Raw genomic sequence first — 15,065 nt, forward strand, 5'->3', positions numbered from 1 at the left:
GCCGCGGCAGCGCCCCCGTCACCGCGCCCCCGCCCGGAACGCCCTCCGATACGCCTGCGGGCTCGTGCCCACCACCCTTCGGAAGCGTTCGCGGAAGGCCGTCGGGGAGCCGAAGCCCGTCTGGGTCGCGATGCGTTCGACCGGGTACGGCGTGGTCTCCAGCAGGTGTTGAGCCCGGCGTACCCGGGCCCGGTGCAGCCACTGCAGTGGCGTCGTGCCGGTCTGTTCGCGGAAGCGGCGGTTGAGGGTGCGGGTGCTCATGCGCGCCTGCGCCGCGATCTCGTCCACCGTCATGTCGCGGTCGCAGTGGTCCTCCAGCCAGTGCAGCAGAGGCTCCAAGGTGGCGCCCGCGGGCGCCGGGGGCAGGTCGTGGACGATGAACTGGGCCTGCCCGCCCTCCCGTTCCAGCGGCATCACGGACATCCGGGCCGCGTGCGCGGCGACCGCCGAGCCGAAGTCCCTGCGGATCATGTGGAGGCACATGTCCAGCGCCGCCGCCGCGCCCGCGGAGGTCAGGAACTGGCCGTTGTCGACGTAGAGGACGTTCGGGTCGACCGTCACCTCGGGATACCGCGCCGCCAACCGGTCCGCCGCGTACCAGTGCGTCGTCGCGCGCAGGCCGTCCAGCAGGCCGGTCTCGGCGAACAGGAAGGCGCCGACGCAGATCGAGGCGATCCGGGTGCCCCGCGCCGCAGCCGAGCGCAGCGCCTTCGCGACGCCCTCCGGCAACTCCTCCGGCAGCTCCGCCAGGCCCGGCAGGATGATCGTGTCCGCCTCTGCCAGCGCCCGGAGGCCGTATGGCGCCCGCACCGTGAACGCGCCCGCGCTCACCTCCTCGCGCACCGAGCAGACCCGCACCCGGTACGGCTGCCGGCCGTCCGGCAGCCGCGCCCAGCCGAAGGTGTCGATGGGGGCGGAGAGATCGAACGGGACGACGCCGTCCAGCGCCAGTACGGCCACGGTGTGCATGGCGGGATCCTAGGTGCACGACGGATTGCGGCCAACGGCCCCCATCAGTACCGCAGGAGTCCCAGGGGCTCCAGAAGTCCCAGGGGCTTCTGGAGCCCAGAGGATCTAGGAGTCCCAAGAGTTCCGGGAGTCCCAAGAGTTCCGGGAGTTCCGGGAGTTCCCGGAGTTCTCGCCAGCGTCTGGCGGGAATCCGTCGGATCCTGGCATTCGCGCCACTGTTGCGTGATCCGGGTCGGCGCCTAGCGTCGGCGCGTGACCAAGTTCCTCCTCGCCGTCCACGTCCTCGCCGCCATCGTCGCCGTAGGCCCCGTGACCGTCGCCGCCAGCATGTTCCCGCCCGTCGCACGCCGCCTTCTCGCCGCGCCGGACGACGGGAGTGCCGCCGGGACGCTGCAGTTGCTGCACCGGATCTGCCGGGTGTACGCCGTCGTCGGCGTCGTCGTCCCGGTCTTCGGGTTCGGCACCGCGAGCGAGATGGGCGTGCTCGGCAGTGCGTGGCTGATCGTGTCGATCGTGTTGACCGCCCTCGCCGCCGTCGTCCTCGCCGCGCTGGTGCTGCCTGCTCAGAGCGCGCTGGTGGAGGGCCGGGGGGCGAACCCCGCGCGGCTCGCCATGGTCACGGGGATGTTCAACCTGCTGTGGGCCACGGTGACCGTCCTGATGATCGTGCGGCCCGGATCCACGACAGGAGCCTGAGAAGGGCGAGTTACGGCCCGCTCGCGGCCGGCGGTGATGGTGGTGACGGCGGTGATGATGGTGACGGCGGTGGCGGCTGTGACGGCGGGCCATGCGCGCCCTGCGGACCCCGATCGCCCCGCGGACCCCGATCACCCTCCGCACCCCCCGCACCCCCCGCGCCCCGCGTCGACGTCCCGGAGCGGACGGCCACCGCCGTCAGCGGGCGGGCGATGTCCTCCAGGGGGCGGCGTTCGGCCGGTACCGCGAGTGCCGCCGCGACCAGGCCGGCGACGCACATCAGGGCCGCGCCGACGGAGAAGGCCAGGACCGTGTCGCCGACCTTGCCGGTGCCGGTGAGGTCGGCGAAGAGCAGGGGGCCGCTGATGCCGCCGGCCGCGGTGCCGAGGGCGTAGAAGAAGGCGATGGACATCGCCCTCGTCTCCATCGGGAAGATCTCGGAGACGGTCAGATACGCGCTGGAGGCACCCGCGGAGGCGAAGAACAGCACCGCGCACCAGCACGCCGTCAGCGTGGCCGCGCTCAGCGCACCCCGGTCGAACAGCCAGGCCGTGCCGAAGAGCAGCAGACCGGACAGCAGATAGGTCGAGGAGATCATCACCCGGCGGCCGACGGTGTCGAACAGCTTGCCCAGCAGCAGCGGGCCGCAGAAGTTGCCGACCGCGATCGCCGCGAAGTAGTACCCCGTACGGTCGGTGGGCACGGCGAAGAACCGGGTCAGGATCGCGCCGAAGCCGAAGGTGATCGCGTTGTACAGGAACGCCTGGCCCACGAACAGGGAGAAGCCGAGCACCGCCCTCCTGCGGTAGCGGCCGAAGACCGTGCGGGCGATCTCCGTGAACGTCACGCTCTCGCGCTGCCGGATCTCCAGCTCGCCCGCCGGCTCCGGCAGCCGCTCGCCGCCGTGTGCCTCGATCCGGTGCTCGATGCCGGAGACGATCTCCTCCGCCTCCCGCTCCCTGCCGTGGATCAGCAGCCAGCGCGGACTTTCCGGGACGTGCCGCCGTACGAGGAGGATGACGAGGGCGAGGACCGCGCCGAGGGCGAAGGTCAGGCGCCAGCCCACGTCCTTCGGCAGCAGGTCGGTGTTCAGCGCGACGATCGACAGCAGGGCACCGCCCACGGCGCCCAGCCAGAAGCTGCCGTTGATGATGAGGTCGACCCGGCCGCGGTGCTGCGCCGGGATCAGCTCGTCGATCGCGGAGTTGATCGCCGCGTACTCGCCGCCGATGCCGAAGCCGGTCAGGAAGCGGAACAGGAGGAACCACCAGGCCGTCCAGGACACGGCCGTCAGGGCCGTCGCCGCCAGATAGACCGCCAGGGTGATCATGAAGAGTCTCTTGCGGCCGTGGCGGTCGGTCAGCCGGCCCCAGAAGAGGGCGCCCGAGCAGGCGCCCGCCACGTACAGGGCCGCGGCCACGCCCGTGATCTGGGCCGAGGTGATCGCGACACCGCTGCCGGGTTCGGCCAGGCGGCCCGCGATGTTGCCGACGACCGTGACCTCCAGGCCGTCGAGGACCCATACGGTGCCCAGGCCGATCACGACCGTCCAGTGCCAGCGGGACCAGGGCAGGCGGTCCAGCCGGGCCGGGATGTCGGTGACGATCGTCCGGCCGCCGGTGCGCGACGGCGGACCGGGCGACGGCGCCTCGGCTGCGGCCATCGGGCTCCCTTCTCGGTTCCCTCACGCCCCCAGCGTGCGCGTCACCACGTAGATCAGCAGTCCCGCCAGTGATCCCACCACCGTGCCATTGATCCGGATGAACTGCAGGTCGCGGCCGATGTGGGCCTCGATCTTCCGGGTGGTGTGCTCGGCGTCCCAGCCCGCCACGGTGTCGGTGATCAGCGAGGTGATCTCCTTGCGGTAGGTCGTCACGACGTGCACCGCCGCGCCCTCGACCCAGCTGTCCACCTTCTCCTGCACCTTCGGCTCGGTCGCCATCCGGGTGCCGAGGGACAGCAGCGCGGAGCGCACCCGCAGCCGCAGCTCGCTGCGCTCGTCCTCGGCCGCCGCGACGATCATGGATCGTACGGCCGTCCAGGCGGACGCGATCAGGTCCTGCACCTCGCCGCGGCCCAGCACCTCGCCCTTGAGCCGCTCCACCCGAGCCCGGGTGTCGGTGTCGGACTGCAGGTCGGAGGCGAAGTCGGTGAGGAAGCGGTCCAGCGCGCCGCGCGCCGGATGGGCGGGCATGTCCCGCATCTCGGTGACGAACCGCAGCAGTTCCTTGTAGACCCGCTCGCCGACCTTGCGGTCGACGAACCGCGGGGTCCAGCCGGGCGCGCCGCCCTCCACGGCGCCCATCACGTCGTCCCGGTGCAGCACCAGCCAGTCGTGCGCGCGGGTCACCACCAGGTCCACCACGCGCCGGTGCCCGCCGTCCGCGACGATCCCCTCCAGCATCTTGCCGAGGCCCGGGGCGATCTCCTGGGTGTTCGCCCGCCGGGTGACGGCCTCGGTGACGACCGCCTGCACGTCCGAGTCCCGCAGCACGGTCAGCGCGCCGCGCAGCGCGGTGGCCAGTTCCGCCGTCACCCGGTCCGCGTGCTCCGGCTCGGCCAGCCAGGCCCCGAGCCGGCTGCCGATGCCGACGGCGCGCAGTCGCTGGCGCACGACGTCCTCGGAGAGGAAGTTCTCGCCGACGAACTCACCGAGCGAGACGCCCAGCTGGTCCTTCTTGGTGGGGATGATCGCGGTGTGCGGGATGGGCAGACCGAGCGGGTGCCGGAAGAGCGCTGTGACCGCGAACCAGTCGGCCAGCGCGCCGACCATGCCCGCCTCCGCCGCCGCGGCCACATAGCCGGCCCAGGGCCCCGCGCCCTCGTGAGCGGCGAGCTTGGCCAGGACGTAGACCAGCGCCACGAGGAGCAGCAGCCCCGTCGCCGTGAGCTTCATGCGGCGCACCCCGCGCCGACGCTCCTCGTCGGCCGGGGTGAAGGCCGTCATGGTCTTGTACGACACACCCCGCGCCGGCGCCGGCGCCGTCTCGGTCGGTTCCATCAGCTCCACCCCGTTCGGTGATCCCGCGGTGATCCCGCACACAATTGTCCCTGCCTGACCGACTCCCGGAACGGAACAAGAGTTCCCGGCGTCTGTTCGAGCGGGGGATTGGGCAGGGCCCTGACAGCTCTCCCGAACCCTTGACGCATGATGGGCTCATCAAGATCGGAGCCTTGGGCTCCCGTCCCCGAGGAGAACAGCACAGCGTGACCAGGCGACAGGGCTATGCCGTGCTCAGTGCGCTCGTCGCGCTGGTCGTGGCCGTGTCCGCCGCGATCTACCTCACCGTGGCCACCGACCACGGCATCGCACGCGACGCTCTCGGCGACGACCGGCCGCACCGCGGCTCCGCCGCCCCCGCCTCGACCGGCACCTGGGTCGGCGCCTGGTCCACCGCCCCGGTCGGCGGCGAGCCCGGCACCGAGACACAGGGGCTGGCGGGCCGCTCGGTGCGCAATGTCGTGCACACGAGCACCGGCGGCACGAGCGCCCGGATCACGCTGTCCAATCTCTACGGCCAGGCTCCGCTGACCATCAGCCACGCCTCGATCGCGCTGTCCGCGGGCGACGGCACCGCCGCGGCCGACCCGGAATCGATGCGCCGCCTCACCTTCGGCGGCGCCACCGGCGTCGTCGTCCCGGCCGGCGGGCAGATCGTCAGCGACGCCGTACTCCTGACCGTGCCGCACGACGGCGACGTCCTGGTCACCACCTACTCCCCCACCCCGTCCGGCCCGGTCACCTACCACCCGCACGCCCGGCAGGTCTCCTACGTCGCCGACGGCGACCGCACCGAGGACGCGACGGGCGCGCCGTACACCGAACAGACGCCGTACTGGCGCTACGTGACGAGCCTGGACCTGCTCAGCAACGAGGCCGACGGCACGGTCGTCGTCCTCGGCGACTCCATCACCGACGGCATCACCTCCACCACCGGCGCCAACCACCGCTGGCCCGACGTCCTCGCCGGCCGGCTGCGCGGCGCGGCCGAGAGCGGGCGGCAGGTGCCGCGCTACAGCGTCGTGAACGAGGGCATCAGCGGCAACCAGATCCTCGCCGACGGGCTCGGCCGGCCCGCCGAGAACCGAAGCGGCCTCGGCCGTTTCGACCGGGACGCGCTCTCGCACCCGGGCGTCGAGGTCGTCGTCATCGACCTCGGCGTCAACGACATCCTGCGCAACCCCCGCCTCGCCGACCCGAACCGCATCGTCGCGGGCCTGCGCACGCTCGTCCGCGAGGCGCACGCCCGCGGTCTGAAGGTCGTCGGCGCCACACTGATGCCGTTCCAGGGCCACCGCGGCTCCAGCCCGGCCCGGGAGGCGGTGCGCCGGCAGGTCAACGCGGAGATCCGGGCCGGTGGCGTGTTCGACGCGGTCGTCGACTTCGACAAGGCGCTGCGCGACCCCTACGACCCGCGCCGGCTGCGCCCCGACTACGACTCCGGCGACCATCTGCACCCCAGCGACCCGGGTTTTCGCAGGATGGCCGAGGTGTTCGACCTGAGCCTGCTCAAGGGTGCGGGGCAGACGCAACTGTAGTCGCGGGGCGAGGAATACTGGCGGGCATGACCCGCTTGATCCTCGCCACCCGCAACGCCGGAAAGATCACCGAGCTGAGGGCCATCCTGGCCGACGCCGGACTCCCCCACGAACTCGTCGGCGCCGACGCCTACCCGGACGTCCCGGACGTCAAGGAGACCGGGGTGACCTTCGCCGAGAACGCCCTGCTGAAGGCGCACGCCCTCGCTCGGGCCACCGGCCTGCCGGCGGTCGCCGACGACTCGGGCCTCTGCGTCGACGTGCTCAACGGCGCCCCCGGCATCTTCTCGGCCCGCTGGGCCGGCCGGCACGGCGACGACCGGGCCAACCTCGATCTGCTCCTCGCCCAGCTCTCCGACATCGCGCAGGAGCACCGCGGCGCCCACTTCGCCTGCGCCGCCGCGCTGGCCCTGCCGGACGGCACGGAGCGGGTGGTGGAGGGACAGCTGCGGGGCCTGCTGCGGCACACGCCCGCCGGGACCAACGGGTTCGGCTACGACCCGATCCTGCAGCCGGAGGGCGAGGCCCGCACGTGCGCCGAGCTGAGCTCCGAGGAGAAGAACGCCATCAGCCACCGCGGCAAGGCGTTCCGCGCGCTGGTGCCGGTCGTACGGGAACTGCTCGGCTGACGCGGGCAGGGCCGCGCGGCCGAACTCCGGTGCGGCCGGAGGGACTCGAACCCTCACGGGAGTTACCCCACTGGGACCTAAACCCAGCGTGACTGCCAATTCCACCACGGCCGCGTGATGCTGCCCGGCCATGCTAGCGGCCGGGCAGCGGCTCCCGGAGGTCAGATACCCAGATCCTTGATGATCTTGGCCACGTGACCGGTGGCGCGGACGTTGTAGAGGGCTCGCTCGACCTTGCCCTGCTCGTCCACGACGATCGTGGAGCGGATGACGCCCAGGTACGTCTTGCCGTAGTTCTTCTTCTCGCCGAAGGCGCCGTAGGCTTCGGTGACCTTCTTCTCCGGGTCCGCGAGGAGGGTGACCTTCAGGGACTCCTTCTCGCGGAACTTCGCCAGCTTCTCCGGGGCGTCCGGGGAGATGCCGATGACGTCGTATCCGGCGCCGGCCAGCAGCTCCAGGTTGTCCGTGAAGTCGCAGGCCTGCTTGGTGCAGCCGGGGGTCAGGGCGGCCGGGTAGAAGTAGACGATGACCTTGCGGCCCCGGTGATCCGACAGGGACACTTCATGGCCGTCGGCGTCGGGGAGGGTGAAGGCGGGGGCCGCGTCGCCCGGCTGGAGTCGCTCGCTCATCGGGCCAGCGTAACCGGGGGGCCTTGCGGTGCGGTGCGGCCCACAACTGACAAACTGTCCGGAACAGCATCAGGAGACTTCGGAGGCCGTACGGTGGCGGACACGTCGGACACCAGAACCCCGGCGCAGATCGAGGCGGACATCAAGCGTCGCCGTGAAGTGCTGGCCGAGACGCTCGACGAGATCGGGGTGCGGGTGCATCCGAAGACGATCGTCGGGGATGCCAAGGCGAAGGTCGTCGCCAACCTCGACCACACCGTCGGCCGGGCGTATGTGCAGGTCAATAGAGTGGTGAGTGACGTCAGGGCGCAGTTCGTCGACGAGGAGGGCGGCCTACGGCTGGAGCGGGTCGTGCCGGTCGCGCTGCTCACCGTCGGTGTCGTCGGGCTGCTCGCCGCGGGCAGACGCCGGCGCAAGGGCTGACCCGGACACGTACGGGCAGGGCGAGGACAGGTAGGTTCGAGGCGTGAGCCCCAACAGAGACGAGCACAACACCCCCCGTCACGACAAGCTTCCCATCCGGATGCTGCACGACCGGGTTCTGGTCAAGCAGGACACCGGCGAGGGCGAGCGACGGTCGGGGGGCGGCATTCTGATTCCCGCCACCGCGGCGGTCGGCCGGCGGCTGGCCTGGGCCGAGGTCGTCGCCGTCGGCCAGAACGTCCGGACGGTGGAGCCCGGCGACCGCGTTCTGTACGACCCGGAGGACCGGGCCGAGGTCGAGGTGCGGGGTGTGGCGTACGTGCTCATGCGCGAGCGGGATCTGCACGCCGTGGCCGCGGACCGCTTCGAGGGGTCGGAGGACTCCACGGGGCTGTACCTGTAGTCCGGCGCGGTTCGGCGGCCCACCGCCGCACGGCAGCGCGCAAGGGGCCGGTGACCATCGTCACCGGCCCCTTTTGCGCTGCCTTTGCTATGTTCGAGAGTGAACCCGACGAGACGCGCCGTACCGGGTCGAAGGCAAAGACGACGCACCCCCGTCCGCATCACGTCTCGGAGGTGCTCCTCATGGCCTGGGTTCTGCTGATCGTCGCCGGTCTGCTCGAAGTCGGCTGGTCGATCGGAATGAAGTACACGGAGGGCTTCACCCGGCTCGTGCCCAGCCTGTTCACCGGCGCCGGCATCGTGGCCAGCATGGTCCTGCTCTCGTACGCCGCGAAGTCCCTGCCCATCGGTACCGCCTACGGCGTCTGGGTGGGCATCGGGGCGGCCGGTGCGGCGGTGCTCGGCATGGTGGTGCTCGGTGAGCCGGTCACCGCCGCCCGGATCTTCTTCGTCTGTCTGCTGCTGGTCGCCGTGGTGGGACTGAAGGCGACCAGCGGCCACTGAGACGTCAGGTGAGGGGGCCGCCGCCGTCGCCGGCGGCCGTCCCCGTCGTACCACCACCGCCGTCGGCAGCGCCGCCCGTGGCCGCATCACCGCCGGTGGCGGCCCCGCCGTCGGTCACTCCGCCGGTGGTGCCGGTGCCCGTGGTCGTACCCCCGCCCGTGGCACCGCCGCCGGTGGCGGTGGTGCCACCGGTGGTCGTGGTGGTGCCGCCGGTGGTGCCGGGGCCTGTGCCGGTCGTCGCACCGCCGTCGGTGGGCGTGCCGGTGGCGCCGCCGGCCGGGCTCTGGGTCGCGCCGCCGCCGGTCGGGCTGGCGGTCGCGCCGCCGGTGTTCTGGCCTCCGGTGGTGCCCGGCCGGGCCGGGCCGGTCGCGCTCGGCGGCTGCGGCTCGTCGGCGCCCTGCTGCAGCTGGAGATCGAAGTCGGAGGCCGGCTTGCCCTCCAGCGCGTCACGCGTGTACTGGGCCCAGATCTCGGTCGGCGGGCCGCCACCGTTCATCCGGGCCTGGCCGAGGGCGCCGTACAGCCCCACGTGCTTGGCCGTCACCGGGTCCTGGCCCATGACCGAGACCACCGTGGCCAGATCCGGGGTGTAGCCGGCGAACCAGGCGGCGGTGTCGTTCTCGGCCGTACCGGTCTTGCCGGCCGCCGGACGGTCCGCGGCCTGCGCGGCGGTGGCGGTGCCGTTGTCGACCACGCTCTGCAGGATCGACGTGGTGGTGTCGGCGGCTTCCCGGCTGACGGCCTGCTTGACCTGATCGTCGGGCAGCTTGACCTCCTCCGTACCGTCCTTGGTGATCTTCTCGATCATGGTGTACGTGCCGTGCTTGCCGTGGTTGGCGAGCGTCGCGTAGCCCTCCGCCATGTCCAGCACGCTGGCGGTGGCGGTGCCGAGGGCGATGGACGGGTACGGCTGCAGGTCCGGGGTGCCGGAGGGAATGCCGAGGTCGATCGCCGTCTGCTTGACCTTGGACGGGCCGACGTCGACGGCCATCTGCGCGTACACCGCGTTCACGGACAGGTCCGTCGCCTTGGTGACGCCGATCTGGCCGTACGACTTCTGGTCCTCGTTCTCCGGGGCGTAGCCGCTGCCGCTCCAGCCCTGCACGGGGCGCTCGTTGGTGCCGTCGTACGTGGTGTTCGGGGTGATGGTGCGGCCGTCCTGGGTGGTCGAGCCGTTCTGCACCGCCGAGGTGAACACGAACGGCTTGAACGTCGAGCCGACCTGGAAGTCACCGCGGGTCGCGCCGTTGGTGTACTGCTTCACGTAGTCGATGCCGCCGTACATCGCGACGACCTTGCCGGTCTTCGGGTCGACGGAGGCGCCGCCCGCGCGGACGTAGTTGTCGACCTTGTTGTTCTTCTTGTCCAGCTTGGAGATCAGCTGGTCGTCGACCGCCTTGACGAAGGCGTCCTGCCTGGTCTTCTGGATGGTGGTGGTGATGCGGTAGCCGCCGGCCTCGAGCTGGTCGGTGTCGACGATGTTGTTCTTGGTCAGGTAGTCGTTGACCGCCCGCACGAGATAGCCGCGCTGGCCGGACAGGCCGGTGGAGACGGTCTGCTCCTTCGGCATCGGGAACTTCATGCCGGCACGCTTGGACTCGCTGAGCCAGCCCTTCTTGACCATGCCGTCGAGGACGTAGTTCCAGCGGGCGACGGCCGCGGACTTGTTCTCGGGGTGGGCGACGACGTCGTACTCGCTGGGCGCGTTGACGAGCGCGGCGAGGTAGGCGGCGCGGGCCGGGTCCAGGTCCTTGGCGTCCACGCCGTAGTAGGCCTGGGCGGCGGCCTGGATGCCGTAGGCGTTGCGGCCGAAGAAGCTGGTGTTGAGGTAGCCCTCGAGGATCTCGTCCTTGGACTTGTTGCGGTCCAGCTTGATCGAGATGAAGAACTCCTTGGCCTTGCGGGTGACCGTCTGCTCCTGGGCCAGGTAGTAGTTCTTCACGTACTGCTGGGTGATCGTCGAGCCGGACTGCTTGCCCTTGCCGGTCGCGGTGTTCCAGGCGGCGCGCAGCATCGCCTTGGGGTCGATCGCCGACTCGGAGTAGAAGTCGCGGTCCTCGGCGGCCAGTACGGCGTGCTGGGCGTCCTTGGAGACCTGGGCGAGGCTCACGTTCTCACGGTTGATGTCGCCGTCGCGGGCCATCTGCGAGCCGTCGGCGTACAGGTAGACGTTGCTCTGCTTGACGGCCATGGCGTTGGCCGGCGGGATGTTGACCATCGAGTAGCCGAGGACGAAGAGTCCGATGACCAGCAGCACGCCGACGACGAAGCCGCCGAGCACCATGCGCCAGGTCGGAATGATCCTCCGCCACCCGGTCCGCTTGGGCCGCTTCGCCTTCTTGCCCTTGCCCTCCGCCGCGCCGGGCCCGCCGTCGTCGGCGGCGGCGAGGGCACCGGTCTCCGGCTCGGCGGCCCCGGCGGAGTCGCGGCCGACGGTACGGCCGGCGCCGGTGGCGCTGCGGGGGCCGGGGGCGGTGCGGGAGCTGCTGCCGGTGCGGGGGCCGGGGGCGACCGCTCCGGCCGCGCCCGCCGCCGCGGCGCCCGCGGCGCCCGCCTGGGATGCCTGGCCCGCCGCGCCCGCGAGCCCGGCGGCACCGGCGGCGGCTGCTCCGGCCGCCTGGGCGGCGCGGTTCGCGCCGGGGCCGGGGGTCCGGGGGGTGCGCGCGGCACGGCCGGTGGTGTTCGGAGCGGCGGCCGCCGTCCTGGCGGCCTCGCCCGGCTCGGCGGCCTCGCGGGGTGCGGTGACCCGCCGCAGGACCTGGGTGCTCTCGGGCGCCCCGGTCTCGGCGGAGCCCTGAGCCGCCCCGGCCGCCTTGCCGGACCCGGCCCCCTGGGCTCCCCGGGGTGCGGTGACCCGCCGGAGCACCTGGGTGCTCTCGGCCGACTGCCCCTGCTCGGCAGCGGCCGACGTGCCGGCTGCGCCGGGGCCCGTCGCCGCATTGCCCGGGGCCGTGCCGGACGCAGAGCCCCGGTCGGATGGCGTGTCGCCGCTCGGCGCCGGCGCCCCGGGCTCCGTCCTGCCGCCCTGGGCGGCCTGGCGGGCGCGGGCCATGGAGGCCGTCCGGTCCTGGGCGGCCGGACGGGCCTGCCCACCCCGGTCGGCACGCTCGGGCTCCGTCGCCGGCGTCGCGTCCGTCGTCTTCGGCGTGTCGGGCGTCGTCGGCGTCTGCCCGGGCTCCGCCCGCTCGCCGGACCCCGCGGGCCGTGCCGGTGCTTCGGCCCCCTCGGAGCGTGACGGTGTGCCGGCTCCCTCGGGCCGGGTCGGCTCGGCGGTCCCCCCGGCCGTGGCGGGGGCCGTGTCGTCGCGGCTCGCGGGCTCACCGGGCCCTTCAGCCCGCAGCGGCTCTGTCGGCGGCACGCCCTCGGTCGGCTGCTGCTGCTGCGGCTCGTCGCTCATGTCGTGCACGGACTCCTGTTTCGCGTCGTACGTTCCCGTACGTCTCGTACGCTTCTGCGCCCCCGGTTGGAAGACTCTCGCACCTGGCGTTCCGTTCCCGGATTCCGGCACGCTTCGGGCACAAATTGCGTGGCCGACAGCCGGACCTCCGGACTACGCTCCTGCGCTTCGGTGTCGAGCGGCCCCAGGAGGTGGACTGGCGTGGGCGCGGGACGGTTGTACGCGGCCGTCGCGGCGGGGGGATTCAGACGGTACGCGACGTATCGGGCCGCCACTGCGGCAGGGGTGTTCACGAACACGGTCTTCGGGCTGATCCTCGTGTCCACCTATCGCGCCCTCTGGGACGAGCGGCCGCACCTCGGCGGATGGGATCAGACGCAGGTCGTGACCTATGTGTGGCTGGGCCAGGCGTTCCTTTCGACGCTCGCGATCGGCGGTGGAGGCGTCGAGAACGAATTGATGGATCGCATCCGTACGGGGGACGTGGCGATCGATCTGTACCGCCCCGTCGATCTGCAGCTGTGGTGGCTGGCGACCGACCTGGGCCGGGCGTTCTTCCAGCTGCTGGGCCGGGGCGTGGTCCCGTTCGTCTTCGGCGCGGTGTGCTTCCCGGTGTACCTGCCGACGGACGCGGGCACCTGGGTCGCCTTCTTCGTCGCCGTGCTGCTGGCGATGCTCGTCGGGTTCGGGATCCGGTACCTGGTGGCGCTGAGCGCGTTCTGGCTGCTGGACGGCATGGGGGTGACGCAGATGGCCTGGCTCGCCGGCTTCTTCTGCTCGGGCATGCTGCTGCCGCTGAACGTCTTCCCGGGCGCGCTCGGCGAGGTCGTACGGGCCCTGCCGTGGTCCGCGCTGCTCCAGGCGCCGGCCCAGATCCTGCTGGGGCACGCCGACCCGCTGGGCACGTACGCCTTCCAGGGGGCGTGGGCGGTGGCGCTGCTGGGCGCGGGGCGGCTGGTGCAGTCGGCGGCGACACGGCGGGTGGTGGTCCAGGGTGGGTGACGTGGGTGAGGTGGGTGAGGTGGGTGAGGTGGGTCACCCGGGGCGCGGCCGGGTGCGCGAGGCCGTGCGGGAGGGGGTGCGGGCCTACCTGATGATCGCCGGGATGTGGGTGCGGTCCACGATGGCCTACCGCGCCTCGTTCGTGATGACCACGTTCGGCAGCTTCGCGACGACGTTCTTCGACTTCGTCGGGATCATGCTGATGTTCTCGCGGGTGGACGCCCTGGGCGGCTGGTCGCTGCCGGAGGTCGCCTTCCTGTACGGACTGTCCGGTACGTCCTTCGGGCTGGCCGACCTGGTGATCGGCTCGATGGAGCGGCTGGGGCGGCGGGTGCGCGACGGCACGCTGGACACGCTGCTGGTGCGTCCGGCTCCGGTGCTGGCGCAGGTGGCGGCCGACCAGTTCGCGCTGCGGCGGCTGGGCCGCGTGGTGCAGGGCCTGCTGGTGCTGGGCTGGTCGGTGGCCCGGCTGGACGTCGACTGGACACCGCTGAAGCTGCTGCTGATGCCGGTGATGCTGGTGAGCGGCTGCGGGATCTTCTGCGCGGTGTTCGTGGCGGGCGCGGCCTTCCAGTTCCTGGCGCAGGACGCCTCGGAGGTGCAGAACGCCTTCACCTACGGCGGCGGGGCCCTGCTGCAGTATCCGCCGACGGTGTTCGCGAGGGAGCTGGTGCGCGGGGTGACGTTCGTGCTGCCGCTGGCCTTCGTCAACTGGCTGCCCGCGACCTATGTGCTGGGGCGGCCGTATCCGCTGGCACTGCCCGAGTGGGTGGCGTTCGCTCCGCCGCTGGTGGCGGTGGCGTGCTGTGCGCTCGCGGGGCTGGCCTGGCGGGCGGGACTTCGTTCGTACCGGAGCACAGGGAGCTGACAGATGGCCAAGACGGCGGAGACGGCGGACGGGAGCCTCGCCGAGGGCTTCATCGCGCTTCAGGACGTGGCGAAGGTCTTCGAGGTGCGCAGGAAGACCGGGTTCCTGAAGCGGGAGCGGCGCGAGGTGCGGGCGGTGGACGGGCTCTCGTTCACCGTGGCGCGCGGGGAGATGGTCGGGTACATCGGGCCGAACGGCGCCGGGAAGTCGACCACGATCAAGATGCTGACCGGCATCCTGACGCCGAGCGCGGGGCGGTTGCGGGTGGCGGGCATCGACCCGTCGCGGGAGCGGCGCCGGCTCGCGCACCGTATCGGGGTGGTGTTCGGGCAGCGTACGACCCTGTGGTGGGATCTGCCGCTGATCGACTCCTACCGGCTGGCGCACCGCATGTACCGGATCCCGGACGCCCGCTACCGCGAGAACCTCGACCGGTGCGTCGAACTCCTGGAGCTGCAGGCCTTGTTGGACGTCCCGGTGCGGCAGCTCTCGCTCGGGCAGCGGATGCGCGGGGACATCGCGGCGGCGCTGCTGCACGACCCGGAGGTGCTGTACCTGGACGAGCCGACGATCGGCCTGGACGTCGTGTCGAAGGCCAAGGTCCGTGGATTCCTGCGGGAGTTGAACGCCGAGCGGAGCACGACCGTGCTGCTGACCACGCACGATCTGCAGGACATCGAGCAGTTGTGCTCCCGGGTGATGGTGATCGACCAGGGGCGGCTGATGTACGACGGTCCGCTCGCGGGGCTGCACGAGGCCGGGGAGAGCGAGCGGACGCTGGTGGTGGACCTGGAGCGGGAGCTGCCGCCGGTCGTGGTGCCGTCGGCGCGGGTGGTGCGGGTGGAGGGGCCGCGGCAGTGGCTGGCGTTCCCGGCGGGGCAGTCGGCGGCGCCGCTCGTGGCCCGTCTCGCGGCGGAGTATCCGCTGGTGGACCTCTCGGTGCGGGAGCCGGACATCGAGGCCGTCATCGCCAAGATGTACGCGGAGAAGGCCGTCTCGTAGGCTTC

General features: G+C 72.0%; 14 protein-coding genes, 1 tRNA gene and 1 riboswitch. Of the genes, 9 read left to right on the forward strand and 6 right to left on the reverse strand.

The window, feature by feature from the left end; translation table 11 throughout:
- Positions 1 to 18: 18 nt before the first annotated feature.
- On the reverse strand, positions 19 to 969 hold the full coding sequence (locus tag AQI95_RS31315; protein ID WP_079071565.1) for a GlxA family transcriptional regulator: 951 nt from the start codon (positions 967 to 969) through the stop codon (positions 19 to 21).
- 252 nt (positions 970 to 1,221) lie between these two features.
- Here AQI95_RS31315 and AQI95_RS31320 point away from each other — a divergent pair, with 252 nt between their 5' ends.
- Positions 1,222 to 1,665: a hypothetical protein gene (locus AQI95_RS31320; RefSeq protein WP_067131489.1), complete on the forward strand. Its 444-nt coding sequence runs from the start codon at positions 1,222 to 1,224 to the stop codon at positions 1,663 to 1,665.
- 10 nt (positions 1,666 to 1,675) lie between these two features.
- Here the strand turns inward: AQI95_RS31320 and AQI95_RS31325 are convergent, their stop codons facing one another.
- Together AQI95_RS31325 and AQI95_RS31330 are read right to left on the reverse strand one after the other, a co-directional pair.
- Positions 1,676 to 3,328, reverse strand: coding sequence for an MFS transporter (locus AQI95_RS31325; RefSeq protein ID WP_067131491.1), 1,653 nt, complete (start codon positions 3,326 to 3,328; stop codon positions 1,676 to 1,678).
- A 21-nt stretch (positions 3,329 to 3,349) separates the two neighbouring features.
- Complete coding sequence (locus tag AQI95_RS31330; RefSeq protein WP_067131864.1) at positions 3,350 to 4,666, reverse strand: DUF445 domain-containing protein; 1,317 nt, start codon at positions 4,664 to 4,666, stop codon at positions 3,350 to 3,352.
- A gap of 206 nt (positions 4,667 to 4,872) precedes the next feature.
- Between AQI95_RS31330 and AQI95_RS31335 the strand changes: the two genes are divergently transcribed.
- Positions 4,873 to 6,204, forward strand: coding sequence for an SGNH/GDSL hydrolase family protein (locus AQI95_RS31335; protein ID WP_067131494.1), 1,332 nt, complete (start codon positions 4,873 to 4,875; stop codon positions 6,202 to 6,204).
- 26 nt (positions 6,205 to 6,230) lie between these two features.
- Complete coding sequence (gene rdgB / locus AQI95_RS31340) at positions 6,231 to 6,833, forward strand: RdgB/HAM1 family non-canonical purine NTP pyrophosphatase (protein ID WP_067131497.1); 603 nt, start codon at positions 6,231 to 6,233, stop codon at positions 6,831 to 6,833.
- 30 nt (positions 6,834 to 6,863) lie between these two features.
- On the opposite strand, the gene AQI95_RS31345 is transcribed toward rdgB, so the two are convergent.
- Positions 6,864 to 6,947 (reverse strand) — tRNA-Leu (locus AQI95_RS31345).
- A gap of 47 nt (positions 6,948 to 6,994) precedes the next feature.
- Positions 6,995 to 7,462, reverse strand: coding sequence for a thioredoxin-dependent thiol peroxidase (gene bcp / locus AQI95_RS31350; RefSeq protein ID WP_067131501.1), 468 nt, complete (start codon positions 7,460 to 7,462; stop codon positions 6,995 to 6,997).
- Between the two features lie 93 nt (positions 7,463 to 7,555).
- Between bcp and AQI95_RS31355 the strand changes: the two genes are divergently transcribed.
- The 3 genes from AQI95_RS31355 to AQI95_RS31365 all read left to right on the forward strand — a co-directional run bounded on the left by AQI95_RS31355 (position 7,556) and on the right by AQI95_RS31365 (position 8,791).
- Positions 7,556 to 7,885, forward strand: a complete 330-nt coding sequence (locus tag AQI95_RS31355) for a DUF3618 domain-containing protein (RefSeq protein WP_067131504.1) — start codon at positions 7,556 to 7,558, stop codon at positions 7,883 to 7,885.
- Between the two features lie 100 nt (positions 7,886 to 7,985).
- Positions 7,986 to 8,288, forward strand: a complete 303-nt coding sequence (locus tag AQI95_RS31360; protein ID WP_076089203.1) for a GroES family chaperonin — start codon at positions 7,986 to 7,988, stop codon at positions 8,286 to 8,288.
- An 81-nt stretch (positions 8,289 to 8,369) separates the two neighbouring features.
- A riboswitch (guanidine-III (ykkC-III) riboswitch) is annotated at positions 8,370 to 8,438 on the forward strand.
- A 32-nt stretch (positions 8,439 to 8,470) separates the two neighbouring features.
- Positions 8,471 to 8,791 carry a DMT family transporter gene (locus AQI95_RS31365; RefSeq protein WP_067131866.1) on the forward strand — a complete coding sequence of 107 codons (321 nt, stop codon included), beginning with the start codon at positions 8,471 to 8,473 and terminating at the stop codon, positions 8,789 to 8,791.
- Between the two features lie 4 nt (positions 8,792 to 8,795).
- Here AQI95_RS31365 and AQI95_RS31370 read toward each other — a convergent pair whose 3' ends face one another.
- Entirely contained in the window at positions 8,796 to 11,657 is a 2,862-nt protein-coding gene (locus AQI95_RS31370; RefSeq protein WP_067131869.1) for a transglycosylase domain-containing protein, read from the reverse strand.
- 732 nt (positions 11,658 to 12,389) lie between these two features.
- Between AQI95_RS31370 and AQI95_RS31375 the strand changes: the two genes are divergently transcribed.
- From AQI95_RS31375 to AQI95_RS31385, 3 genes are read left to right on the forward strand one after another with little or no spacing between them, the layout of a single operon-like run.
- Positions 12,390 to 13,190, forward strand: coding sequence for an ABC transporter permease (locus tag AQI95_RS31375; protein ID WP_067131510.1), 801 nt, complete (start codon positions 12,390 to 12,392; stop codon positions 13,188 to 13,190).
- 19 nt (positions 13,191 to 13,209) lie between these two features.
- Positions 13,210 to 14,058 carry an ABC transporter permease gene (locus tag AQI95_RS31380; RefSeq protein ID WP_244188905.1) on the forward strand — a complete coding sequence of 283 codons (849 nt, stop codon included), beginning with the start codon at positions 13,210 to 13,212 and terminating at the stop codon, positions 14,056 to 14,058.
- Positions 14,059 to 14,061: 3 nt separating this feature from the next.
- Complete coding sequence (locus AQI95_RS31385) at positions 14,062 to 15,060, forward strand: ABC transporter ATP-binding protein (protein ID WP_067131513.1); 999 nt, start codon at positions 14,062 to 14,064, stop codon at positions 15,058 to 15,060.
- The last annotated feature ends 5 nt before the right edge of the window (positions 15,061 to 15,065 follow it).

It is taken from the genome of Streptomyces yokosukanensis (assembly GCF_001514035.1).
GTDB classification, from domain to species: Bacteria; Actinomycetota; Actinomycetes; order Streptomycetales; family Streptomycetaceae; genus Streptomyces; species Streptomyces yokosukanensis.

Excerpts from the sequence above, each read along its gene's own strand:
- AQI95_RS31315 (WP_079071565.1), bottom strand. The coding sequence starts at position 969 with ATGCACACCGTGGCCGTACTGGCGCTGGACGGCGTCGTCCCGTTCGAT.
- AQI95_RS31325 (WP_067131491.1), bottom strand. The coding sequence starts at position 3,328 with ATGGCCGCAGCCGAGGCGCCGTCGCCCGGTCCGCCGTCGCGCACCGGC.
- AQI95_RS31330 (WP_067131864.1), bottom strand. The coding sequence starts at position 4,666 with ATGGAACCGACCGAGACGGCGCCGGCGCCGGCGCGGGGTGTGTCGTAC.
- rdgB (WP_067131497.1), top strand. The coding sequence starts at position 6,231 with ATGACCCGCTTGATCCTCGCCACCCGCAACGCCGGAAAGATCACCGAG.
- bcp (WP_067131501.1), bottom strand. The coding sequence starts at position 7,462 with ATGAGCGAGCGACTCCAGCCGGGCGACGCGGCCCCCGCCTTCACCCTC.
- AQI95_RS31360 (WP_076089203.1), top strand. The coding sequence starts at position 7,986 with ATGCTGCACGACCGGGTTCTGGTCAAGCAGGACACCGGCGAGGGCGAG.
- AQI95_RS31365 (WP_067131866.1), top strand. The coding sequence starts at position 8,471 with ATGGCCTGGGTTCTGCTGATCGTCGCCGGTCTGCTCGAAGTCGGCTGG.
- AQI95_RS31385 (WP_067131513.1), top strand. The coding sequence starts at position 14,062 with ATGGCCAAGACGGCGGAGACGGCGGACGGGAGCCTCGCCGAGGGCTTC.